This window comes from Thermococcus sp. 101 C5 (assembly GCF_009372125.1).
Taxonomy (GTDB): Archaea; Methanobacteriota_B; Thermococci; order Thermococcales; family Thermococcaceae; genus Thermococcus_A; species Thermococcus_A bergensis.
On the sequence record NZ_WHIZ01000016.1, the window covers coordinates 1 to 22,943 of the forward strand.

Annotated in this window: 21 protein-coding genes and 1 CRISPR repeat array; of the genes, 7 read left to right on the plus strand and 14 right to left on the minus strand. The window is 43.9% G+C overall.

Annotation, left to right across the window (positions count from 1 at the left end; genetic code table 11):
* A partial coding sequence (locus tag GBV73_RS03735; protein WP_152878644.1) for a hypothetical protein occupies positions 1–308 on the minus strand: 308 nt, incomplete at its 3' end.
* 235 nt (positions 309–543) lie between these two features.
* On the opposite strand from GBV73_RS03735, the gene GBV73_RS03740 reads away from it, so the two are divergent.
* Complete coding sequence (locus GBV73_RS03740; protein WP_152879395.1) at positions 544–1,983, plus strand: CARDB domain-containing protein; 1,440 nt, start codon at positions 544–546, stop codon at positions 1,981–1,983.
* A 20-nt stretch (positions 1,984–2,003) separates the two neighbouring features.
* Here the strand turns inward: GBV73_RS03740 and GBV73_RS03745 are convergent, their stop codons facing one another.
* Together GBV73_RS03745 and GBV73_RS03750 are read right to left on the minus strand one after the other, a co-directional pair.
* Positions 2,004–2,627, minus strand: coding sequence for a diacylglycerol/polyprenol kinase family protein (locus tag GBV73_RS03745; RefSeq protein ID WP_042699501.1), 624 nt, complete (start codon positions 2,625–2,627; stop codon positions 2,004–2,006).
* Positions 2,605–3,297, minus strand: a complete 693-nt coding sequence (locus GBV73_RS03750) for an HAD family hydrolase (RefSeq protein WP_152879397.1) — start codon at positions 3,295–3,297, stop codon at positions 2,605–2,607. Before GBV73_RS03750 ends, GBV73_RS03745 begins: the two co-directional genes overlap by 23 nt.
* A 72-nt stretch (positions 3,298–3,369) precedes the next feature.
* Between GBV73_RS03750 and GBV73_RS03755 the strand changes: the two genes are divergently transcribed.
* The 3 genes from GBV73_RS03755 to mfnA are packed head-to-tail and all read left to right on the plus strand — an operon-like array spanning position 3,370 to position 5,997.
* Positions 3,370–3,615, plus strand: a complete 246-nt coding sequence (locus GBV73_RS03755; protein WP_042699499.1) for a DUF131 domain-containing protein — start codon at positions 3,370–3,372, stop codon at positions 3,613–3,615.
* A gap of 1 nt (position 3,616) precedes the next feature.
* Positions 3,617–4,795, plus strand: coding sequence for a cation:proton antiporter (locus tag GBV73_RS03760; protein ID WP_371717001.1), 1,179 nt, complete (start codon positions 3,617–3,619; stop codon positions 4,793–4,795).
* A gap of 44 nt (positions 4,796–4,839) precedes the next feature.
* A complete protein-coding gene (mfnA, locus tag GBV73_RS03765) occupies positions 4,840–5,997 on the plus strand; it encodes a tyrosine decarboxylase MfnA (RefSeq protein ID WP_042699495.1) in 1,158 nt (385 codons plus the stop codon).
* A 36-nt stretch (positions 5,998–6,033) separates the two neighbouring features.
* Positions 6,034–8,053: a CRISPR direct-repeat array (repeat unit 30 nt; unit sequence CTTTCAATTCTTTTAAAGTCTTATTGGAAC).
* A 474-nt stretch (positions 8,054–8,527) separates the two neighbouring features.
* Here the strand turns inward: mfnA and GBV73_RS03770 are convergent.
* The 8 genes from GBV73_RS03770 to GBV73_RS03805 form a co-directional block, all read right to left on the minus strand.
* On the minus strand, positions 8,528–9,868 hold the full coding sequence (locus GBV73_RS03770; RefSeq protein ID WP_371717002.1) for a bifunctional hydroxymethylpyrimidine kinase/phosphomethylpyrimidine kinase: 1,341 nt from the start codon (positions 9,866–9,868) through the stop codon (positions 8,528–8,530).
* Complete coding sequence (thiW, locus tag GBV73_RS03775) at positions 9,865–10,350, minus strand: energy coupling factor transporter S component ThiW (RefSeq protein ID WP_152879399.1); 486 nt, start codon at positions 10,348–10,350, stop codon at positions 9,865–9,867. Before thiW ends, GBV73_RS03770 begins: the two co-directional genes overlap by 4 nt.
* Entirely contained in the window at positions 10,347–10,970 is a 624-nt protein-coding gene (gene thiE, locus GBV73_RS03780) for a thiamine phosphate synthase (RefSeq protein WP_152879401.1), read from the minus strand. The genes thiW and thiE overlap by 4 nt, the downstream gene beginning before the upstream one ends.
* Positions 10,960–11,760, minus strand: coding sequence for a hydroxyethylthiazole kinase (gene thiM / locus GBV73_RS03785; protein ID WP_152879403.1), 801 nt, complete (start codon positions 11,758–11,760; stop codon positions 10,960–10,962). The genes thiE and thiM overlap by 11 nt, the downstream gene beginning before the upstream one ends.
* Positions 11,761–11,762: 2 nt before the next feature.
* The gene (cytX, locus tag GBV73_RS03790) at positions 11,763–13,043 is read right to left on the minus strand and encodes a putative hydroxymethylpyrimidine transporter CytX (protein ID WP_152879405.1); all 1,281 of its coding nucleotides are present in this window, start codon (positions 13,041–13,043) and stop codon (positions 11,763–11,765) included.
* 113 nt (positions 13,044–13,156) lie between these two features.
* Entirely contained in the window at positions 13,157–14,158 is a 1,002-nt protein-coding gene (locus GBV73_RS03795; protein ID WP_152879407.1) for a TIGR01177 family methyltransferase, read from the minus strand.
* 14 nt (positions 14,159–14,172) lie between these two features.
* Complete coding sequence (locus GBV73_RS03800; RefSeq protein WP_152879409.1) at positions 14,173–15,426, minus strand: MFS transporter; 1,254 nt, start codon at positions 15,424–15,426, stop codon at positions 14,173–14,175.
* Positions 15,427–15,438: 12 nt separating this feature from the next.
* Complete coding sequence (locus GBV73_RS03805; RefSeq protein ID WP_152879411.1) at positions 15,439–16,179, minus strand: ATPase; 741 nt, start codon at positions 16,177–16,179, stop codon at positions 15,439–15,441.
* 132 nt (positions 16,180–16,311) lie between these two features.
* Here GBV73_RS03805 and GBV73_RS03810 point away from each other — a divergent pair, with 132 nt between their 5' ends.
* Positions 16,312–17,067, plus strand: a complete 756-nt coding sequence (locus GBV73_RS03810; RefSeq protein ID WP_152879413.1) for a molybdopterin-binding protein — start codon at positions 16,312–16,314, stop codon at positions 17,065–17,067.
* Here GBV73_RS03810 and pyk read toward each other — a convergent pair.
* The gene (pyk, locus tag GBV73_RS03815) at positions 17,064–18,491 is read right to left on the minus strand and encodes a pyruvate kinase (protein ID WP_152879444.1); all 1,428 of its coding nucleotides are present in this window, start codon (positions 18,489–18,491) and stop codon (positions 17,064–17,066) included. The two genes, GBV73_RS03810 and pyk, sit on opposite strands and share 4 nt — an antisense overlap.
* 88 nt (positions 18,492–18,579) lie before the next feature.
* On the opposite strand from pyk, the gene GBV73_RS03820 reads away from it, so the two are divergent.
* A complete protein-coding gene (locus GBV73_RS03820) occupies positions 18,580–18,780 on the plus strand; it encodes a TIGR04140 family protein (protein WP_152879415.1) in 201 nt (66 codons plus the stop codon).
* Between the two features lie 21 nt (positions 18,781–18,801).
* On the opposite strand, the gene GBV73_RS03825 is transcribed toward GBV73_RS03820, so the two are convergent.
* Entirely contained in the window at positions 18,802–19,848 is a 1,047-nt protein-coding gene (locus GBV73_RS03825) for a radical SAM protein (protein ID WP_152879417.1), read from the minus strand.
* 239 nt (positions 19,849–20,087) lie between these two features.
* Between GBV73_RS03825 and for the strand changes: the two genes are divergently transcribed.
* Entirely contained in the window at positions 20,088–21,953 is a 1,866-nt protein-coding gene (gene for, locus GBV73_RS03830) for a tungsten-containing formaldehyde ferredoxin oxidoreductase (protein WP_152879419.1), read from the plus strand.
* Positions 21,954–22,144: 191 nt separating this feature from the next.
* Here for and GBV73_RS03835 read toward each other — a convergent pair whose 3' ends face one another.
* Complete coding sequence (locus GBV73_RS03835; RefSeq protein WP_152879420.1) at positions 22,145–22,774, minus strand: hypothetical protein; 630 nt, start codon at positions 22,772–22,774, stop codon at positions 22,145–22,147.
* Positions 22,775–22,943: the final 169 nt, after the last annotated feature.

Sequence of the window (22,943 nt, forward strand, 5' to 3'; positions counted from 1 at the left end):
TTCTCCCAGTTGTGGAGGGTTGAGTAGTGAATGTTTGCTCCGAAGAATTTTCTGCCGTAGTGCTGGGCGTCTCTGAGGGGTAGGTTGTAGTATTGTTTAAAGAGGAGTATTGCCAGTATTGTTTTTACTGGAAATTTTTTGGATTTTGGCAGGTTCTTCAGCTTTCCTTCTGATTCGAAGTCTGCTAAAACGTCAAGAATTGCGAATGCCACGCTTTCAGGGTCTTTGAGTCTGTGATCCCATCTGGGGATCACGACAACCACCTGAAAGAATTCAGCAAAAACCCTAATAAAGGTTACTATAAACACGCCCGGCTTTGATGTTAAAGAAGGAGGTTACACTGGGGATACTGATGCATGGGATAGAAAAATAGGGTTCTCGAGAGGAGTTGATTATGAGATTTACTTCTGGTACGATGGAGGTAATGACGTCATTGGGGGCGGAAACTTCATAACGTGGACTGGAAATGGTTGGGATTACAAAGATGTTGGAAGTGTAGTTACTTACGATTTCACAACAGGCAATGGGCTACAAGTACTCGAGATGGCAATTCCATGGGATGCAATAGGGGGTAGAACATCGGAAGTCGCCCTAATCGCATGGGTGGCTGGAGGTGCGAAGGGGGATTCAGCTGTTGATACAGTTCCCTTGGATCCAGCCGTAGATGGAAATGATTGGACTGATCAGGACGTTTTATCAAATTTTGCCGTTATTGAAATCCCAATTCCAAAACCCGAGCTTACGGTTAGCATTTCTTCAGATGTACTTAATGTCGAGCAATGGCAGCCAGCTAACATTACAATTACAGTTAAGAACATAGGAGAGGTGGATGCTCAAAACGTAACTGTGGAGCTCTACGATAGAGATGCTCTCCTCAAAAGCTGGCTTATTAACGTATCTGCACACTCTGAAGTCAAGCTTGGCTATCTCTACAAATATTCCGATGCATGGGGAATCCACACCCTAAAAGCGGTTGTCGATCCCAACAATGAGATAGAAGAAGCTAACGAAGACAACAACGTTGCAACTCTGGGGATAGTGGTGGGACAAGTCGCAGAGAGGCAGAACAAGCTTATACGGCTCGGTATGTATGTGTGGCCTAGAACCTATCCAGAGGAATACGAGAAGACAAAGCTACTTGTAGAAAATATTTCCTCCATGAGTCTGCCAGCCAAATATGCTGAGACTGTAAAAGGATTTGAGCTGAAGCTCAATGAAAGCCTGAAACTGTTTAACGAAGGCAAATCTCTCATTTACATGCCCAACTATGAATTGAGAGGGGCTCTAAAAATTTTCTCTGCGTATATCCGCCTTGTTAAGCTGCAGAGAGAGATTTCAGAATTCCTGGAGAGTTTAGAATTTAAGAAGAAGATCGATGGATTCCTTACGGATTGGGACGAAAGCTCACTTGTAGCTCAAAACAAAGTTGGGGCGGGAGCCGGAGCTTATCTGGACAGTCTCTACGTAGACTACGACGACAAATATCTCTACATTGCTCTGAGCACAAAGAACACCGAATCATGGAGAATAGCTTACGGTTTCGCACTTGATTACAGAGAGGGAGGATATACCGGAGATGCTGATGCGTGGGGAAGAAAGATTGGGTTCGCTAGAGGCGTTGATGCGGAAGTATACCTTTACTGGAATGGCCCGTTCTTTGAAAACCCTGGAACAAACACTATAACATCAGCGGAACTTGCAGTATGGAATGGGGCTGGATGGGAGTACTATAAATTGTTCGAGAATGCTGCAATAGGATACCTCGGAAACGACAAAGGCTTGCAGAGCCTTGAAATGGCTATTCCATGGGAGTTGCTTGGAGGAAAACCAGAAAAGATAAGCATAGTTGCATGGATAACAGGTGCAAACCCTGGAGACTCGGCCGTTATAACCATTCCGGATGATCCAAGCGTCCACGACAGTGACAACGAGTGGGGCGATATGGATACCATAAGCACCTTCGCAGAGGTCTACATCAGGTGATTTCCCTTTCTTTTTGTTTTTTACTGTCCAATGAATTTTCTAAACGTCCATAGTGCAAACGCCACGGCAAGTTGGTTTGACAAATTGTCATCGGGAGGCAACTCGTAAAACTCTGCTAACATTCCCGCTAAGGCTCCCACAAAGGCGTGGGGAAGGTCTATTAAAAAGAATAGTATCAAAAACGCGGTTAAAAAATACGCTAGGCTCCCTTCTACGCTTTTGCCGTTTTTAAACCTGTGCTTTCCAAAGGGTTTTCCCACTATTGCCGCAACTGCATCTCCAAGGGTCGCGACTGTTATGGCACCTATGGCTATGTCCCTCGGGAAAAAGCAGACTATTATTAATGCCCCGAGTGTAAAATAGATATGTGCTCCAATCGAATGCTTTTCATGCTCTCTTGAAATTGCGTCCAGTTCTCTCTCTACGCGGGCTATCACTTCATCTCTGACGTAAAGTCCGAGCTTTCTTTTTACCCGGTCTCTCAGCCCTTCAACTATTCTAAATGGCTCCAGAATTAAAAAAACTATCAGTGCGGATGAAACGAACCCTATCGCTGCTTTTTGTCCAAACGTTAGATATATCAGAGGAACTGTAAGCCCTGTGAGATGAAGCGCTTTTCTTTTAAGCTCGCTTTTTATGCTCATTCTTTATTACCTCCAATGCCTCTTTGAGGTCTTTAACTACATAATCAGCATGCTTTGGTAAGAGGGATTTAAAGTATCCTCTCCTTACGAGAATTGTTGTTGCACCGATTTCTTTTCCCCCTCTCATATCTGTGTCATCTCTATCCCCTACTACGTAGACTTCATCCTCCTTGGGAAACATTTTCCTCGCAAGTATAAAGTTATGGGGCTCAAGTTTGCTGTGCCCGGTCTCTCCACTTATTATAAGGTGATCAAAATATTGCTTCAGGTTGAGATACTCCAGCTTCTTTCTCTGCCACTCAGAGGAGGAATCCGTCACTAAAACAACCTTAGCATTTATATCCTTTAAGCCCTTCAGGAATTCAACGGCATCTGGGTAGAGCTTTAAGTTTGAGAAAAATGTCCTATCAACAAGTTCAAACATTTCTCTAAGGTCTTCCTCCGAAATTTTTTGATAAATCCGCTCCATGAAATTTTCGACCAGTTCGTCTAGATCAAGGAGATGCAGCTCTCTTGACTGCTCAAGCTCTTTGTACCTCTGGGTGAGAATGTAAAGGAGTGCCCTAAACTTTCTTTTTCTAATCAAATGGGGCAGGAGTCTAAGAACACTCCATCTTGCTGCCTCCCATGTGTTGCAGAGAGTATCATCCAAATCCACAAGTACGAGCATACTGTAGTTCCTCCTTCAGTAACTTTAGCGTTAAAGCTTAAAAACTCTAAGTGTAGTTTTCCATGAGGGGCCATGAAGGGAGAACTGCTTATACTGGCAGGGATGGGACTGATATTTATAGGCTTCATGCTGATCTTCATAGGAACTTTGATGGCAGCATCTGGGGGAGAGGCTGACGTTGAGAGTGGAGGAGTAATAATGATTGGCCCTATTCCAATAGTCTTTGGAACAAGCAAGGGGGCCACCTTGGCAATGATACTTGCAGTTTTCCTAATGCTCCTGTGGATAATAGGGGCTCTGCTGAGCAGGAGGGTATGAAGTGGAGTACATGCTTGACCTTTCCATCCTTCTGGTTTTTGCAAAGACTTTAGAGTGGCTGTTTGAGAAGAAGGATGTCCACCCTATACTTGCCCATATACTCACCGGAATGATACTGGGGCCTTTTCTTCTCAACGTTATTTCTCCTTCCGAGCCATTGAAAGTCCTTTCAGAGTTCGGCCTTCTGATGATGATGCTCTACATGGGTCTCACAAGCAACTTTTCATCGATTGCATCAAACAAAGCAAAAGCTATCACAGTGGCCGGTTTGGGTGTTGCGTTTTCATTCTTTCTTGGCTTTTCAACGGTTTATCTCTTTGGAAAGGGATTGGCTGCGGCTATTTTTGTAGGGGTGACTCTGGGGAATACTGCAATTGAAGTTACCAGTGGGGTGTTGTTGAAGTCAAGGGTAGGGAAGGAGATTTCTTCAATATTAATGGGGGCAGCGTTTGCCGATGACATAATGGCCGTTTATCTAATTGGCATAATAACGGCGATGACACAGGGCGAGCTTGCACTCTTCCCCTTGGTTGTTTTGACAATTAAGATAGCCATATTCATAGCAGCAGTTCTCTTACTTTCTGAATACATTTTCAAGCGCTCTGTGAGGTTTTACGGCATATTGAGGAACCTCAACATATTCTTCACTTTTACGATAATCCTCACATTTTTCTTAGCAATAGTGGCTGAAATGGTGGGCCTGCACCAGATAATTGGTGCCTATCTTGCGGGCTTAACAATAAGCAGACTCAGAGAGAGGAGAGATCCCCTCGTGTTAAGCAAGATAAAGCTTAACGAGCTTATTGGGGACCTGCAGGTAGTCCTTACAGAGTTCTTCATGCCTCTCTTCTTTATTTACGTGGGGCTGATGTTTAATCCCTCTCTCAATGAGCTCAACGTCGCTTTGATAGTCCTTCTTTATCTGGCTGCAGTTTTAGGAAAGCTCCTCGGCTGTGGACTTGGAATGAGAGCATTTGGATTTGACTGGAAATCGGCAATGCTCGTTGGAATCGGTATGGGTGGAAGGGGCAGCCTGGACCTTGCCATACTAAAGTTCGGAATTGAAGAGGGGCTAATAGACCAAGGCCTCTTTGCAACCAGTGTCATAGTCTCAATGCTGACTGCTGTAACGACTCCCCAGTTTTTCAAACTTTATTTATCTCGCATAAGGGAGGAGTGACAAAAGCTTAAAGGCTATGCTGATGAGTCTAGGTCGGTGAGAGCATGATTCCAAAGGAAGGAATGAGCGAAGAGGAAGTGCTTGCTGAACTTGAGGAAAGGCTTAAAGTTGACCTAACTTTTGATTCGGGCAGGATTTTGGGATCCATGTGTACTTATCCTCATCCGCTTGCTCAAAAGATAATCCAGAAGTATATAGATAGGAACCTGGGCGATCCGGGGTTGCATAATGGAAGCAAAAAAATCGAGGAAGAAGCCGTTCAGATGCTTGGAGAACTTTTACATTTAAAGAAGGCCTACGGTAACATAGTGAGCGGTGGTACCGAGGCAAATATCTTGGCCGTAAGGGCTTTTCGCAATATATCCGATGTTGAGAAGCCCGAGTTGATCCTCCCAAAAAGTGCTCACTTCTCTTTTCTAAAGGCGAGTGATTTGCTGAGGGTAAAGCTGGTGTGGGCCGAACTTAATAGGGACTATTCTGTTAACGTCAAAGATGTTGAGAGTAAGATAACCGATAACACCATTGGCATAGTTGGAATTGCCGGTACAACCGGGCTGGGAGTTGTCGATGACATCCCCGCTCTTTCAGACATTGCTGTTGATTACGGGATTCCCCTTCATGTTGACGCAGCCTTTGGAGGTTTTGTAATACCCTTTGCGAAGGCTCTGGGTTACGAGTTGCCGGATTTCGATTTCAAGCTCAAGGGTGTGCAGAGCGTTACCATAGACCCCCACAAAATGGGCATGGCCCCAATCCCTGCTGGGGGGATAGTTTTTAGAAAGAAAAAGTACATAGAGGCCATAAACGTTTTAGCACCTTATTTAGCTGGAGGAAAGATATTCCAGGCGACCATTACCGGCACTAGGCCAGGTGCAAATGCAATAGCAGTATGGGCCCTCCTCAAGCATCTTGGCTTTGAAGGATACAAGAGAGTTGTCAAGGAGGCTATGGAAAATGCTTACTGGTTCGCGGAGCAAATAAAGGGTCTAAATGGGGTATACCTTATAAGGGAGCCCATGTTGAACATAGTCTCCTTCGGCTCCAGGAAGCTTAAGAAAATTGAGGCCGAGCTCAAAGCCAGAGGCTGGGGAATAAGCGCCCACAGGGGGTACATAAGGATAGTTATGATGCCCCACGTAAAGAGGGAGCACCTTGAGGAGTTTTTGAAAGACCTGAGGGAAATCCTGGAAAGAGTTCTTTGATTTCGCTTTTATTGTTTTTAAGATTTCGCCTAAGCGCTTTCAATTCTTTTAAAGTCTTATTGGAACTCCTAACCAAGATTTTTGGAAATTCGAGATACTGGCACACTTTCAATTCTTTTAAAGTCTTATTGGAACAAAAAGAGAGGGTGATGCAGTATGGCTAGGAAGCGCACTTTCAATTCTTTTAAAGTCTTATTGGAACTTTCACTCGATAGACTACCACCAGCAACAAATACATACACTTTCAATTCTTTTAAAGTCTTATTGGAACATTGGAACGGTGGAAAAAGACGACATCAGCTTCGAGTCCTTCTTTCAATTCTTTTAAAGTCTTATTGGAACGTGGTTTTGGAGCAATGCCACCCCCCAAGACGTTTTCCTTTCAATTCTTTTAAAGTCTTATTGGAACGTTGTTTAGTAGTTTGCTTAAGGATAGCTATGCTAGCTTTCAATTCTTTTAAAGTCTTATTGGAACACCTGGTTAGTGCGGATTATATCGCAATAAAACAAATCTTTCAATTCTTTTAAAGTCTTATTGGAACATGAGTGCTGCTAACTTATCCATAGAAAGGTTAGGACTTTCAATTCTTTTAAAGTCTTATTGGAACTTTCTTGGGCGTATCTTGTCTTTTCCTCCTCTGTAAGCTTTCAATTCTTTTAAAGTCTTATTGGAACAAGGGGGTGACCATATGGTTAAAGTGCGTAATATATTCTTTCAATTCTTTTAAAGTCTTATTGGAACGGGCTTTATTATATTCAAGCTTACGTGGTTAAGCCCACTTTCAATTCTTTTAAAGTCTTATTGGAACCCGCGTTCCCCGAAAATTTGCATAACATCCGCGGTGGCTTTCAATTCTTTTAAAGTCTTATTGGAACGCTCAAATATGTTCATGTTCAAAATAAATGTGCTCATCTTTCAATTCTTTTAAAGTCTTATTGGAACAAAACCCGCTTTACTGCGTCTATTTCACTGTTTATCCTTTCAATTCTTTTAAAGTCTTATTGGAACAAGCGGCCACACAGGGCTTAACACTACCCACCGAACCAACTTTCAATTCTTTTAAAGTCTTATTGGAACTGAAAATCCAGTTCTTGAAAGAGCTAAAAAGAATTTGACTTTCAATTCTTTTAAAGTCTTATTGGAACCTTATGACCCTAAGAACATTGAAAAGCTAAGAGCTTTCTTTCAATTCTTTTAAAGTCTTATTGGAACTCAAAAGAACCTATCTTCTTAACCCTATTTTTTCCGGGCTTTCAATTCTTTTAAAGTCTTATTGGAACAACGCTTGTGTTGAACCTAATCAAAAGGTTAAGGCTCTCTTCTTTCAATTCTTTTAAAGTCTTATTGGAACCTCCCTCTCCCTTAACTGGTATAAAGTGAACAATAAGCTTTCAATTCTTTTAAAGTCTTATTGGAACTCAACATAGCGGTGGAAAGCTTCCGCAAAGGTCGGTATCCTTTCAATTCTTTTAAAGTCTTATTGGAACCGAACCCTCCTTATCTTGGTCTTTCAAAAGCATCCCAAAATCTTTCAATTCTTTTAAAGTCTTATTGGAACGCTTATCAGGACAGCGGATATACTTCGCTCCTTAGTTCGGCTTTCAATTCTTTTAAAGTCTTATTGGAACGGTCTTCGGGTGCTTAATGAGACCCCTGTAAATCTCCTCTTTCAATTCTTTTAAAGTCTTATTGGAACGTGGGAATATAGTGCTATATAGTGCGTTGCGAAAGTCATATATCTTTCAATTCTTTTAAAGTCTTATTGGAACTACGACGCCGAGGCTTTGCCGCTGGAGGACGTGAACGCAACTTTCAATTCTTTTAAAGTCTTATTGGAACGCCCTCTTGACCACTCTCGTAGCCGGCTTAACTACCTTCTTTCAATTCTTTTAAAGTCTTATTGGAACCAAACAATAGAATATTGCCATGCTTATTATGATGCATACGCCGATGATTCTTTCAATTCTTTTAAAGTCTTATTGGAACCGCTATCATGAAAGAGAACATGAAAAAACCCTTAGTGAACTTTCAATTCTTTTAAAGTCTTATTGGAACAGGGGCGATTTTTCCTCTAAACTCCTCAAAGAGTAATTAGAAGGCTTGAATCTTATAAGCTTTTCTTCAAGGGGTCAATAAAACTCCCCTCAAAAAGCTCAAATTCGAGCTTCCAGAAAAAACTTTAAAGCTCTAGCCTACTTAAAGCTCCTCCTTTTTCCCCATGCCCAACTTTGTTCATAAGACTTCCAGGGGCAAAATAGGAGCTTAAATCAAAAATAACCCAATAAAACCGCCTTAAACTAAAAATGGTTAAATTTCCACGAGGAGAGAATACCAAAGAAGCCCTAAGAAGCCTCAACTCAAAACTTCGAAAAAATTTCGTTACAAAACTCTCAAAAACTTGTAACTCTTTGTAAGATAGTAACCTTCAGTTACTAAAGACTTCCAGAGCATTCCTAGAGCCTTAAACTCAAAATTAATCCTTCAGAAAGCAGAAAAACCAAAAAGAGAGAATCCAAACATGATACAAGACTATTGGATAAGCATTTTGAGTTTTCTTAATACAATCTCTGGGCTCTCCCCAAATATTAGGATCATTGCCTCCCTGCCCCAATCCCCGAGGTGGTAAATTATGTCAGGTTTGCTGTTTACCCTTTCAATTGCAGTTCGTATTCCCCACGGAATAGTGCTTCCTTCTTTGGCTTTTATTCCCTCTGGCTCCTCTCTTCTGTCGTAGAATGAAACTCTAAGCCCCAACTCGGAGGCTTTCTTAATCAGCCCCTTGCTGTATTTTAAGTTTAATGCGCTTCTTGTTTCGGGGAAGAATTCCATAAAGGTTAGAACCGCCCTTGCTATGTGGTCTGAGGCTCCAAATTCCACGTCGCCCACAGGCTTTACCGTGCTTCCGAACTTTACTATCCTTCCCCTGACCCCTGCAACATTCTCTTTGCTCCTTGCGTAGAGCTTTGGCAGTGCGTAGACAAAGTTCATGCCCACTTCTGGCACGTAATGAGAAAGCCCTTCAATTGCCAGGAGCTCCTTGACGGCATTCCTTAGAGCTTCATAAACCCTCCATTTTTCAGCAGGAATCTCTATCCAGGCGTTCTGGTTAACGGGGCAGTGTCCGTGACCTATCTTTGCTCCATAGTAGATTCCCATCGTTATGAACTCCTTTGCAATTCTAACTGCCTCCTCAAGCTCTTTTCCCTTGGCTAGATTTGCCGTTATTGCTGCAGAAAAAGAACATCCTGTGCCGTGGGTACAGCCGTCAACAAACGGTGCCCTGTACTCTTTGAACTCACCGTGGAAGTATAGCACGTCAACAGCTTCGCTCAGTCCAAGATGCCCACCCTTGACTATTGCCCCTTCAGCTCCAAGCTCCTCCACTATGATTTTTGCAGCCTTTCTTGCGTCTTCAAGGCTCTTAATCTTCATTCCGCTCAGCTTTTCGGCTTCCGGCTTGTTGGGAGTTACAACCTTTGCGAGAGGGATGATCTTCTCGATAAGGGCATCCATTGCATCTTCTCTCAGCAGAGGTGCTCCGCTCTTGGCTATCATCACTGGATCAACCACCAGTGGAAAGTCATACTTCCTCACAGTCTTTGCGACAGCCTTGATGATCTCCGCATTGCTCAGCATTCCGGTCTTTGCTGCATCAACTCCTATGTCATCGGCAACCGCTTCTATCTGCTTTGCAACAACTTCTGGTGCAACATCATATATCGCCCTTACTTCTTGGGTGTTTTGGGCTGTTACTGAGGTTATTGCAACCAAGCCATGAACACCAAAGGCAGAGAAGGTCTTTAAGTCTGCCTCTATCCCCGCCCCACCTCCACTATCACTTCCTGCTATAGTCAGGGCCTTCTTAATCACTCTATCACCTCCATTCTTCTTAGAGCTTTAAGGGTGAAGAATCCCAAAGTGGTACCCACTAGAGTGCTTGGAGCAAAAGCAATCCAGAACCATGTAACTCCCTTGTAAACATTTATGAGAGGGCCAAATAATAGAGCACTTAACGTGCCTCCTATAAAAACTGTAGCAAGGGGCTCGCTAAAAGCAACCCAGTCGTTCTTCATGAGTTTATAAGCCAGTCCTACAGTGAAAGCCCCTGGGATTCCACCGGGTATTGAGAATATTGTGCCCACTCCTAGAGACATTCTCAGTATCCCTATGAAAAGTGCCGTTAAAGAGGCCCACCAGGGGCCTAACAGGACTCCCGTTATTACGTTTATAAAGTGCTGGAAAGGAGCGACTTTTGTTGGACCAACTGGAAAAGAAATCGTGCCCAGAATTACCCCCAATGCAGTGAAAATGCCTACATAAGCGAGCTTTTGTGTCTTTGTTTCAGCCTTCATCTGATAACCTCCTCTATAATCTTTTTCATTCTTTCAGTGGCTTCTCTTATGTTTTCAGCCCCCATTATCGCGGAAATTACTGCAACTCCATCGACGCCGGTTTTGAGGACTTCCTTAACGTTTTCGTGGTTTATACCCCCTATAGCCACAACGGGAATTTTCACCGACTCCACTATTCTCCTAAGCCCCTCTATGCCGATAACTCTGACATCTTTCTTTGTGGATGTGGGAAAGACTGAACCTGCCCCTAAGTAGTCGGCCCCTTCTTTTTCCGCGTGCAGAGCTTCCTCCAAACTGTAAACCGAAGCCCCAATAACCAAATTCGGCGCTATATCTCTAGCCAGGGAAATGGGCATATCCTCTAGACCCAGCTGGACTCCGTCTGCGTTTGTTGCTAAAGCCACATCCACTCTGTCATCAACGAAATAGAGGGCGTCGTACTCCTCTGTGAGCTTTCTTATTTCTTTGCCGATTTCTATCATCTCTCTCGTTGGAGCGTTTTTTATCCTGAGCTGGATGGAGGTTGCACCACCTTCGAGGGCTTCTTTCACGCTTTCTACTTCTGGCTTCAACCTTCTATCAGTTATAACATAAAGCCTCAGCTTTTTTCTAAGGTTCAACTTCCCTCACCTTCGCCCTCTCTTTTATGAGCGCCCCATCAATCCTGTAGAGCCAGTCGTAGAGCTTCATGTGAAAGCTTCCCGGATATGGGGACTCTTCAACAGCTTTCTCAGCAGCGATTTCAAATGTTGTGAGCCCCGCTATAGCGGCTTTCAAAGGTTCTTCAACTGCTAAAAATGCTCCTATTATTGCTGTAGCCATGCACCCGGTTCCCGTAACCCTTCCGAGCATAGAGGTTCCGTTTTCTATGGCATAAGTTCTCTCGCCATCACTCACGTAGTCCACAGCACCGGTAACCGCTACCACCGTTCCGAACTTTTCAGCCGCTTTCTTGGCTAGGTCTTTCGCGGCATCTTTATCATAAACTGCTGAATCCACGCCCCTAGTTTTGCCATGCTTGCCAAGAAGGGCGGCTATCTCACCGAAGTTGCCCCTCACCACGCTTATATCCCCTAATTCCAGCAGGTTTAGAGAGGTCTTTGTCCTCAGCTTTGTTGCCCCAGCACCGACGGGATCAAGAACTACTGGCTTTTTGAGCTCTTTGGCAACCTCAACGGCTTTAAACATTGAGTATATCTTATGCTCATCGAGGGTTCCAATGTTTATTACGAGTGCATCAGCTAAGCTAACCATCTCTTCGAGCTCCTCTATCGCATGGGCCATGACGGGTGAAGCTCCTACTGCAAGGAGAGCATTTGCGGTGGTGTTCATCACAACATAGTTCGTGATGTTGTGCACCAGTGGCCTTTTTTCTCTTAATTTTTCAAGTGCTTCGCCGATCCACTCCATCTTCACCACCTCTCAAGCAAGTAGTAAATGGTGCTCACAAGAAGAAACGTTGGAATACTTGAGCCGAGCCTGAAGCCAAGTTCACTTAAAATCGGAATGTGAAGCCCAAAGAGGCCTTCCACAGCCAGCCCCATATAGAATGCAAACCCTATCGCCCAGATTGCTACTGCCTTTAAGTTGTATCCAGCAAATGGGCCGTTTTCATCGAGCAGCTCCTCTGGAGTATAGGTCTTTCTGACTAGGAAGTAGTCTGTTATCATTATTGCAGCTAGAGACACGAACGCTCCACCTATGAGAAGCAAGAAGCTTTCATACTGCTCCATTGGGAAAACAAGGGCTAATAGAGTCCCAAGGAAACCAACTAGGAGTACCTGTTTCTTTGCGTCCGCTTTCGGTGAGATGTTCTTGTAGGTTATTGCGGCTGAGTAAACGTCGAGGAACGTTGTGGTGACCGTGGAGAAAATAATTACCAGCATGGCCGGAATTCCAATGCCGTAGGCGGCTATGATCTTAATGGGGTCTCCTTCGCCGATTGCCATGTTTGTCAAAGCCCCAACAAAGTAGAACAGGCTTGAGGACACAAAGTAGCCTAAGTAGGTGCCCCAAAATGCTGAGCCCTTACCTTTGGCGAACCTCGAATAGTCTGCTATTAGTGGCGCCCAAGAAAGAGGCATTGCTATTACCAAGTCCAGCGCTAGCATAATGCCTATTTCTCCAGTTCCGGGCTTGGAAAGGAGCTCACCTAAGGGGAACCTCTTGAGTGTAACGTAGGTAAGCCACAGGCTCAATGCAAGCAAAAGCAGAGCTGCTATTTTTTCGAGCTTTTCCCAGTTTTTTGGACCAATATATGTCCATCCTGTAACGAGGATGCCCAGGAGAATTACCCAGAGGGCATAGCTCTCAAAACCGAGGACTTTTGATACTGCATTCATGGCGTTTGCTCCAACTATGAGCATTATTGCTGTCCACCCTATAAGCTGGAGGTAGTTCAAGAGTGACGGTAAAATCGAACCTTTGATTCCGAGAGGAGCCCTAGAGAGCACCATAGTTGGTAGTCCAGTTTCCTCACCTTCGATGGCTATTAAACCCATCACTGCATTTCCCAAGATGTGGCCGATGATTATTACCAGTACCGCCATACCAAGTGAGAGCGCTGGAGTTAGCAAAGCCCCTGCCCAGAATTCTGCAATGCTTATTCCTGCTCCGAACCATATTGCGAAGATTGTTAGGAAAGTAAACGTCCTTTTATTCTTCTCTACGGGTCTTATGTCATACCCTTCCATGTTTCCACCCAATTTTATGCACTCCGAGAATTTTATAACTTTTTTGTTAAAATCTAAAACCAAGTTATAAACACAAAAAAGAAGAACATGAGACAGATTTCGAGAAAGGTGCTTTAGATGCGCATAACATAGAAATATCTATCTAGAGAGGAGTGAACCCTCTGGTAATATTTTTCCAAAACTTCAAACCCAATCCTCTCAGCTACCCTCTCGGCATTGAACTGCGCGGGAAAAGCTATGCTTAAATATCCATCAAGCACTTCATATATGCTTGCGAGGGCTTTTTCATACAGTTCCTCTCTTTTTCTCCCCCCTAGGGTTGCGGAGGTTCCGTAAGGAGGATCAGTTGCAACAGCTTCAAACGTTTTATCCGGAAAGAGCTCTCTAAGCCTTGTAGCATCCCCCTGCTTTAAAACGTAGTTTTTGACTCCATAATGTTCCAGATTCCTCCTGGCACCTTCGACCATGTCTCTCCTTAGGTCTACCCCATAGACCTTCAGTCCCATGAGTCCTGCCTCTATGAGTATTCCACCCGTCCCCATAAAAGGGTCAAGAACTTCCTTTCTAGCCCTTGCCAGATTGACCATTGCTCTCGCTACTCTTGGGGGCAAGGCTATGGGTTTGTAGAATGGCCTTTTGTCAGCTTTTCGCTCGTTAAACTCCTTCGCTTCGAAAAATTTCTTTCTAACTCCAACCCAGAGCTTTTTTCCGCAGTAAACTCTGATTAATGTTTGGGGAGAGCTTAGATTCACTTTGAACCCTCTTTTTGAAACTATTGCCCCAACTTTTCTTTCAACATCTTCTACTTCATGCGAGCAGTTTACCATGGTTTCCCGGTCCACTTTAAAAGTTCCCCTGATGTATTTTTCCCATTCAATACTCTCTGCTTTTGAATACAGTTCCTCCGGGCTCTCAGCGGAAAACAAAAGCTCGCCGTATTCGTGTGCCAGGCCTAGCCTATCGAGGAATGGAAACGCCCTTTTATCGCCCTTAACAGCAAGGAACAGGTAATCCCTCTCAATGATTTTAAACTCTGGGCTAGCCATTTCCAGTAACGCTTTAACTTCGCCTTGAGCCATTTCCGGAAGATTTCCAAGTATTTCGATGTAGAGCATATGACTACCTTCCTTTAGTGCCTTTTAAGATTTTTTGGAGCAAACATCAACGCAACTGCCAGAGCAAGGGGTACTAACGAAGATAAGAAGTTAAGTCCAAAGCTTATTTCGCTTAGATATCCCCCTATTAGAGGCCCAACGACCCATCCGATGCTCATCATCGTATTTAGCATTCCCATAGCCTGTGCCCTTATCCTGTCCTCTGTTTTCAGTGCTACGTAGGCTGATGCTGCGCTAACAAAGGCAGACCACTTCACTCCCGAGAGTATTGAAAGGGCTATCATCAGATTTATGCTTTTAACTGCTCCATACCCGTAGAACACCACCATGTAACCCACTAGCGACAAGATGAAAATCTTTTTCGCGCCCTTTTTATCAATAGCCCTGCCTATGAAGGGGGCACTTAAGGCAGCTGCTAGGGAATCAACACCGAAGAGAATTCCAACCCATTGGCTCCCAAATCTCTCTTCAAAGTACACGGAGAGCACGGAGTAAACCTGGCCGGAAGCTATCATTGCAAACAAGACGGATAAGTAAAAAATGCCCAGCTTTCCCTTCAGAAGGCTCTTAAAAGCGCTACCCTTGAAAATAACCCTCTCGCTCTCTCTGCTTTCCTGAGTTAGTATCAACCCCTCAGAATGTGAAGTTTGGTGAGGGGTTTCTTTGATAAGCATCACTATTCCGGCTGAAACAATTGATATCAGTGCGGAGATAATAAAAGCACTTTTGATACCGAGGACTTTAACTATTCCGCTTCCCACAAAGTTCCCCAGCATGTACCCCATATTTTCAACGAAGTTAAAGAACCCAAATGTTGAACCCACCTTTTCCATAACCGAAAGCTCGGTAATAAAGGCAGTATGGGCGGGAAAAATTGAAGAGCTTAACACTCCCTGAAGAATCCTTATCCCGAGGAGCGCTGAGGGAGTTGTGGCAAATATTACAAAAAGGTACGCAATACCTGAAGAAAAGATTCCAAATGCTATGAACGGTTTTCTTCTACCGGTTTTATCGGAAAGGTATCCAAAGGGGTACTGGGCTATGCTGGATGTCAAATTGAAAGCAACACTCAAAAGCCCGACAAGAAAAAGTGATCCTCCCAGGGCTTTCATGTATACACCGAGGTATGGATAGGCTATTCCCCAGCTTACATTGGCTAAGAACATTGAAATTGCAAGAAGAAGGAGGTTTCTTTTCTTTCTCTTCCGAATGGAGATTTTTGCAGCTCGCTCCTTAATGATTTGAAGCAGAGACTGCTCTCTTTTCATGCTCTCACCCCCTCAATTTTTGAGGATGTCTCTGATGAGGGCATTTGCTATCTCCTTGTCTATCGCTCCCGCTCTGAGCTCCCTTAACACTCTCTGAATGCCGAAGCGTTTTAAAATCGGCGCACTTTTGGTAGCGTTTTTCCACAAGGAACATCCAAAGCCCAATGCGTATTTTCTGCCGAGGAGGCTTATTGCTTCTCTTTTATCAAGGGCTAAAAAGGCAGGTAGGTTTAGCTTTATCAGGTCTTCCTCTTTGTAAATCGAAATGCTTCCGAAGCTCAGCAGGTCCCCTGAAGCAACTATTTTTATCCCGTTTTTCCTTGCGTAGTCCTTAACTGCTTCCATTATCATTGAATGACATTTACCGCAGATAGGAGCCTTCTTTTTTATCTGCGCGCTTATAGTCTCCATGTATTCCGGGATTTCAACAAAAACTGCTCCGTACTCCTGAGCTCTGAAGAGTATTACGTCCCTCATTTGAGGGAGCTTTACCATAACCGGGACTACTTCAAATCCCGCCCATCGAAGGATTAAAAGCGAGGCAGTGCTGTCGCTTCCCATTGAAAATGCGAGGGCGATTTTTTCCCTGATTTTTTCTCTATTAAATTCTTTCCCGTAAAGTCTGTAATGGACTAGGCTTTTTAACCTTTCATAGGCTTCTTCACTAATCTCTCCCCTAACCCGCTCGAGGGCTTCAAGGCTTTGATGCAAACGATAAGTCTTAACAAAGTCGTCTTTCACTGTCTCTATCATTGTGAGTGGGTTTGAAATTGGGCTTTTAAAGGGTTTCTATGGGAGAGGATACTGTTAGGATAACGGGGCATACCTCCTGAATGAACTGTAAAGATTAAATCCAGAAAGTTCAATTGAATTAGGGTGGTAGATATGTTTGCGGAGATAGTTACTGTGGGAGATGAACTGCTGACGGGCAACACTGTCGACAGCAATTCCGCATTTATAGCCCAAAAGCTCACGGAAAGAGGCTACTGGGTGAAGAGAATAACAACTGTGGGGGATGACGTTGAAGATATAAAAACTGTAATCAGAGAGTCGCTATCCCGAAAGCCAGAAGTTTTAATAATCGCTGGAGGATTAGGCCCCACGCACGACGATGTTACAATGCTTGCCCTTGCCAAGGCCCTTGACATTGAGCTTGAATTGAGAGAGGATGCACTCAAGAGAATTGAACAGTTTTACTTGGAGCTCTATGAGAAAGGCCTCGTAGATGATCCGAAAATCAATGACGCACGTAAAAAGATGGCATATCTTCCAAAGGGGGCTGAGATGCTCAACAACTCTGTCGGGGCTGCACCGGGAGCGTTTTTGGTTCATGAAAAAACAAAAATATTTGTCCTTCCGGGAATGCCAAAGGAAATGAAGGCAATGCTTGAGGAAGAAGTGCTCCCCAGACTTGGAAAGAAAACATTTGTTCAGAGAAAGCTACTTGCAGAGATAACGGACGAATCAAAGCTCGCTCCAATATTAAATGAGACGTTGGGCAAGTTCAAGGTGAGGATACACTCTTCCCCAAAGGGCTTTGGAAAATACATCGGAATAATTATCTTTGGAGAGTCGGAAGAGGAGGTTGAAAAGGCAAAGAAATTTATGGAGGAAAAGGGAATAATGTTTGAAGAAGTCTAAGGAATCTGGAAGATACGCATTGTATTTGTTCCTACGGTTTTTCCTATTGGTTTTCCTTCCGTTAGGAGCACTGTATCATCCTCTTTAGCTATTCCCAATCCCTTTACCAGCATTATTATGTCCTTTTCAGTGAAGCCCTCGTCCATGTGGGATGGGTAGACTCCGTATGAAAAGGCCAAGTTATTGCAGACCTTTTCATTGCTTGAGAAAGCGAGGATCCACTGCTTGGGTTTGAAGCGAGATATTAACCTTGGGGTTAACCCCGTTTTTGTGGGGGTTAAGATGTATTTTATGTCTATGGCACAGAGAGCATCTATGACGCTGCGGGTTATTGCCTCTTTTATAGTGCTTTTTTGCGGCAGTGATTCAATCCAACTGCGCAGTCTGGAATATCCTAGGGATTCTCTGTATTCTTCTGTTGCTTTAGCTATCTTTGCCATCATCTCAACTGCTTCAACGGGATATTTTCCTATGGCCGTTTCCTCTGAAAGCATTACGGCATCTGTACCGTCAAGTATTGCGTTCGCGACATCTGTTACTTCTGCCCTTCTGGGTATCTTTTCAGTGGTCATTGAGACAAGCATTTGGGTGGCGGTTATTACTGGCTTTGCAGCTAGATTTGCCTTTTTTATGAGTTGCTTTTGCATTATGGGGAGCTTTTCAATTGGCATCTCAACACCGAGGTCGCCCCTTGCTACCATTATTCCATCCGCTGCGTTTAGGATCTCATCAAAGTTTCTCACAGCATCCGGTCTCTCTATCTTTGCAATAATGAAGAGCTCTGCGTTTTTCTTTGCAAGAAAGCTCTTCACCTTGAGCACGTCATACACAGAGCCTACGAAGGACAAACCTATGGCGTCTATTCCATGTTCAATTGCAAACTCTATTATCTCGAGGTCCCTTGGAGTTATCGCTTCAATTGGAAGGTTGGCTTTTGGAATGTTTATTCCCTTGTGGGAGAACAATATTCCTCCGTTAACCACTACACATTCGACGTCATTGCCCTTAACTTCTTCAACCCTCAGCATTATGTAGCCATCGCTTAGGTATATGGTATCACCCTTTGAAACCAGCTTTGGAAAGTCTTTAAACTCGACAGGAATGGTCGTTTCGTCGCCTTCAACATCTCTTGTTGTGAGAACGACTTTTTCTCCCTTTCTTAGAGTTATAGAGTCCCCCTTCAGCTTTCCGACCCTCATTTTTAGTCCTGGCAGATCGCCTAAAATTGCCACTCTCCTCCCTAATTTCTCGGCAGCATCTCTCACCAACTCGATAGTCTTTGTATGCTCCTCAAAAGTTCCATGGGAGAAGTTTATTCTCGCGACACTCATTCCAGCTTCTATCATCTTTTCTATAGTGCTCCTTTGCCTGGATGCAGGCCCTATTGTGGCGATTATCTTTGTTTTATGAGACGGAAGTTGCATTTCTCTCACCATTTTCCTTTTTTCTTCAGGATTAATTAAGTTTTCTGAGATTCGAAAGGTATTTTAAATCCTTCCCCTATCTTTTTCCATGAGGAGAAAACTAATAGTTGCAATCCCTCCCGAGGAGCTTCTTAAAATCAAGGAAAATTCCAAAGCTAAAATAAGAGTAGAAATCCAAGAGGCAGAGCCGTTTTTTGGGATGCCCAGGTGGGAGATAGTGGTTGATGGGAGCAGTGAAGAAATCGAGAAATTTATGAATGCATTGATGAGGTCAAGGGCAGGGGGATAGTGAATCCTGAAGATTTTCTGTTTATCCCACCAGCGCGTTTTTTAATCCAAACTCCTTCACAAATTCTGCCGCTTTAAACATCTCATCGTTTGTGAGCCTTCTATCGATTTCGGGGTATTCGTGGGCTTTATACTCCGGCCGATACTGGAACATCACGTTAACCCTAACACTCTTACCGAGATTTTCGCTGATCCACTTTAAAATCGGCTTTGTGCAGCACTCCAGGTGTCCTGGCATTACGAGATGCCTTATCAGGAACTCGGCTTTGTAGTGCTGTTTAGCCAGTAAAAAGTTCCTCGTAACGGTTTCCCAGTATCTGGGAGCTCTTGAGTATTTGAGGGCATCCTCGTTATTACCCCATTTGAAATCCGCCAGATAAACATCTACAATTCCATCCAAAAGCTTCATGCTTTTTTCGCTCATATACATGTTTGAGTTCCAGACCACTGGAATGGGAACTTTGACGTACTTTAGAGTCTCAAGGATAAAAGGAAGGTTAGGAGTTGGCTCACCACCGACGAAGTTAACGTTTTTAGCCCCTTCGGCATATGCCACGGCTACCTTGGTGGCCATATCCTCTGGAGAATACCTCAAGCCCACGCGGTACTGGCTTATGTCCCAGTTCTGACAGAACACGCACCTAAAGTTGCATCCGGAAAAGAAGACTGTATAAGACGGCACAAGCTCTGGCTCCTCCCCTATGTGGAGAAAATCACTCGCCACTAAACTTTCTTTCACTCTGCAGTAGCCGATCTCTTCAAATCTATTTGCGTGGCATTTAAACTCGCACAGCTCACAGCTTTCAAGCATTCTACGGGCTATTATGGCTTTCAAGTCGAGGAGGCTCTTTTCGGGGCTCTCTTTTAGATCATTTTCCCTCAGCTTTTCCATGCCCTCCTCGTGGATTTCCCACAAACTCTCAAGTGCATCATCCTCTCTGAAGCTGACCTCTACCTGCTTTGCATAGAAGAAGTTTGGCTTTTCTTCTCCGCTTAAGATCGAAAAGTAATGGGGCAGCGCTTCTCTTGCTTTTCTGATTTCTTCAATCTCAACCCTCCTGAACCACATGATATGAAATGGTACGTGGAATATTATAAAGTTTAAACCTTTTGAATTTTGGAATGGTTAGCTTTCGATTGTGTTGCCTCTTTCTCAAAAATTCTTCGGATAATTATGCTAAACAAAAAAGCTTATTTGGGGAGTAATTGTTAAATAAAGCTGTTTTCTTGCTTTACGTCAATTAAACTATTTTATGAACCCAAAACCTTTATTAAAATTCAAACGTTAATGAACTTTGGTGGTCTTCTATGAACGGTTGGTGGGGACGAATCCTAAGAGTTGATCTAACAAACAACAAAGTTTGGGTGCAGGAATATTCTCCGGAAGTTGCGAAGAATTTTATTGGTGGTAGAGGTTTAGCAGCATGGATTCTCTGGAACGAAGCCAAAAACGTGGATCCTCTTGGCCCAAAGAACAAGCTTGTATTTGCCACCGGTCCTTTCAACGGTCTTCCAACCCCAAGCGGCGGAAAGATGGTTATAGCTGCTAAGAGCCCCCTAACAGGCGGTTATGGTGATGGGAACCTTGGAACAATGGCTACTGTGCATTTAAGAAAAGCCGGTTATGATGCGCTCGTTGTTGAAGGTAAGGCCAAAAAGCCGGTTTACATCTACATAGAGGATGATAACGTTAGCATTTTGAGTGCTGAGGGCCTCTGGGGCAAAACCACCTTTGAAACTGAAAGGGAACTCAAAGAGATACACGGCAAAAACGTCGGAATTCTAAGCATAGGTCCCGGTGGAGAGAACCTCGTTAAGTATGCCGTTGTTATCTCCCAGGAAGGAAGGGCTGCCGGAAGACCCGGTATGGGTGCAGTAATGGGAAGCAAAAAGCTCAAGGCGGTAGTTATCAAGGGTACCAAGGAAATTCCCGTTGCGGACAAGGAGAAGCTTAAAGAACTTTCACAAGAAGCCTACGATGCAATTCTCAACTCACCTGGCTATCCGTTCTGGCACAGACAGGGAACGATGGCCGCTGTGGAATGGACAAATGAGAACTCCGCCTTGCCGACGAGGAACTTCAGCGACGGCTCTTTTGAGTTCGCCCGCTCAATAGACGGCTACACAATGGAAGGTATGAAGGTTAAGCAGAGGGGCTGTCCATACTGTAACATGCCCTGTGGAAACGTGGTTCTTGATGCTGAAGGTCAGGAGAGTGAGCTGGACTATGAAAACGTCGCCCTATTGGGTTCAAACCTTGGCATAGGAAAGCTTAACGAGGTCTCAGTTCTCAACAGAATTGCCGACGAGATGGGCCTTGATACAATCTCGCTGGGAGTCGCGATATCCTACGTGATGGAAGCTAAGGAGAAGGGCATAATAAAAGATGACGATGCTCCAGAATTTGGTGACTTCAAGAAGGCCAAGCAGCTTGCATTGGACATAGCCTACAGAAGGGGTGAACTTGGAAACCTTGCAGCCGAGGGTGTCAAAGTGATGAGCGAAAAGCTCGGTGCCAAGGACTTTGCAATGCACGTAAAAGGTCTTGAGGTCAGCGGTTACAACTGTTACATCTATCCGGCAATGGCCTTGGCATATGGAACTAGTTCAATCGGTGCTCACCACAAGGAAGCGTGGGTCATTGCATGGGAAATTGGTACCGCACCAATTGAAGGCGAAAAGGCCCAGAAAGTTGAGTACAAGATAACCTACGACCCAGAAAAGGCCGCAAAGGTTATTGAATTGCAAAGACTTAGAGGTGGCCTCTTTGAGATGCTCACTGCCTGTAGATTGCCATGGGTTGAAGTTGGCCTAAGCTTGGATTACTATCCGAAGCTTCTCGAAGCAATCACCGGTGTTAAGTACACATGGGACGACCTCTACAAGGCAGCCGATAGAGTTTACGCCCTCATTAGGGCTTACTGGGTTAGAGAATACAACGGCAACTGGGGCAGAGAGATGGACTATCCGCCTGAGAGGTGGTTCAAAGAAGGCCTTAAGAGCGGCCCATACAAAGGTCAGCACCTTGAGAAGGACAAGTATGACGCTCTACTCAGCGAATACTACAAGCTCAGGGGCTGGGACGAGAGGGGTATTCCAAAGAAGGAGACACTTAAGGAGCTCAACCTTGAGTTCGTCATCCCAGAGCTTGAGAAGGTTACGAAGCTCGAGTGAGCTTTTTTCTTTATCTTTTTTGTCTCTTGGGCTTCTTGACTTCTCTTGTTTTGAAAAGAGATTTTCAAAAGAAAATGAAAAAAGTTCAAGTAAGGTATGCTCATGATAACTTGTTCTCCAATATCAGTTCGTTGTGGATTTTGGATCCGTAGGGAGTTTCTATGTTGATGGTTATCTTGGATATCTGGCGGTTAGTTATTAAGCTCGACCTTAGAATCCTTATAAACTCCCTTGAATTCATAAGTTCCAGAGAATAGTCTCCTCTGCTTTAGCTGCCACTTGGACTCATTTAATAAGATTTTCAACCTTTCTATCCGGAATGAAGAGTATATTTCCCGTTGTATTAGTTCTTCCCTTGTTATTCCTGTTATTTTTTCCCATTCTTTGTCTTTTATGTCATACATTGTACCATTAACGTTTACGTACCCTGAGACATTACCTCCGAAAAATTCAAAATAAATTGAGTATCCATACTTATAAGTCCCATTTACATAGTACCTTACGGAGCCATTGAAGGTATACTTCCCTTTAGACTTTTTGAGGTATATTAGATGGTAAGCAGTTATACGCTCAATGCCTGTGGAGGCGTTTTGAACTGCATATAGGGTCGCATTTTCTACATAGATGTAATCCTCCGTGGGGATCTGTTCCAGTTTTGATTGTATTTTTTGAATATCCGGTGCTTCATAAGAGTAACCTAAGAGTGCAACTACCAAAATGGACAATAGACCCGCCACCCAAATAACGCTCTTTCTCATTTTCATCACCAATTTAGGGATACAAAAAAATAAAATTCCTACCAGCGCAATTATCTTTCTCATTCGCCCCCCCAAGCATGAGGAAATTTTCATAAGTAATAAGCCCTCAAACTATATATAATTTACCATTGGAAAAAACGAAAAGACAAAAGTAAAAACAACAAACAACAAAACAAAGTAAAAAGGACAACAAAATTTATCAGCTGACAGAGAATAGTATCTGTGGTGATGC

Coding starts and splice junctions, on each gene's coding strand:
- GBV73_RS03740 (WP_152879395.1), top strand. CDS start 544: ATGGCAATTCCATGGGATGCAATAGGGGGTAGAACATCGGAAGTCGCC.
- GBV73_RS03745 (WP_042699501.1), bottom strand. CDS start 2,627: ATGAGCATAAAAAGCGAGCTTAAAAGAAAAGCGCTTCATCTCACAGGG.
- GBV73_RS03750 (WP_152879397.1), bottom strand. CDS start 3,297: ATGCTCGTACTTGTGGATTTGGATGATACTCTCTGCAACACATGGGAG.
- GBV73_RS03755 (WP_042699499.1), top strand. CDS start 3,370: ATGAAGGGAGAACTGCTTATACTGGCAGGGATGGGACTGATATTTATA.
- mfnA (WP_042699495.1), top strand. CDS start 4,840: ATGATTCCAAAGGAAGGAATGAGCGAAGAGGAAGTGCTTGCTGAACTT.
- thiW (WP_152879399.1), bottom strand. CDS start 10,350: ATGAAGGCTGAAACAAAGACACAAAAGCTCGCTTATGTAGGCATTTTC.
- thiM (WP_152879403.1), bottom strand. CDS start 11,760: ATGGAGTGGATCGGCGAAGCACTTGAAAAATTAAGAGAAAAAAGGCCA.
- cytX (WP_152879405.1), bottom strand. CDS start 13,043: ATGGAAGGGTATGACATAAGACCCGTAGAGAAGAATAAAAGGACGTTT.
- GBV73_RS03795 (WP_152879407.1), bottom strand. CDS start 14,158: ATGCTCTACATCGAAATACTTGGAAATCTTCCGGAAATGGCTCAAGGC.
- GBV73_RS03800 (WP_152879409.1), bottom strand. CDS start 15,426: ATGAAAAGAGAGCAGTCTCTGCTTCAAATCATTAAGGAGCGAGCTGCA.
- GBV73_RS03805 (WP_152879411.1), bottom strand. CDS start 16,179: ATGATAGAGACAGTGAAAGACGACTTTGTTAAGACTTATCGTTTGCAT.
- GBV73_RS03810 (WP_152879413.1), top strand. CDS start 16,312: ATGTTTGCGGAGATAGTTACTGTGGGAGATGAACTGCTGACGGGCAAC.
- pyk (WP_152879444.1), bottom strand. CDS start 18,491: ATGCAACTTCCGTCTCATAAAACAAAGATAATCGCCACAATAGGGCCT.
- GBV73_RS03820 (WP_152879415.1), top strand. CDS start 18,580: ATGAGGAGAAAACTAATAGTTGCAATCCCTCCCGAGGAGCTTCTTAAA.
- GBV73_RS03825 (WP_152879417.1), bottom strand. CDS start 19,848: ATGTGGTTCAGGAGGGTTGAGATTGAAGAAATCAGAAAAGCAAGAGAA.
- for (WP_152879419.1), top strand. CDS start 20,088: ATGAACGGTTGGTGGGGACGAATCCTAAGAGTTGATCTAACAAACAAC.
- GBV73_RS03835 (WP_152879420.1), bottom strand. CDS start 22,774: ATGAGAAAGATAATTGCGCTGGTAGGAATTTTATTTTTTTGTATCCCT.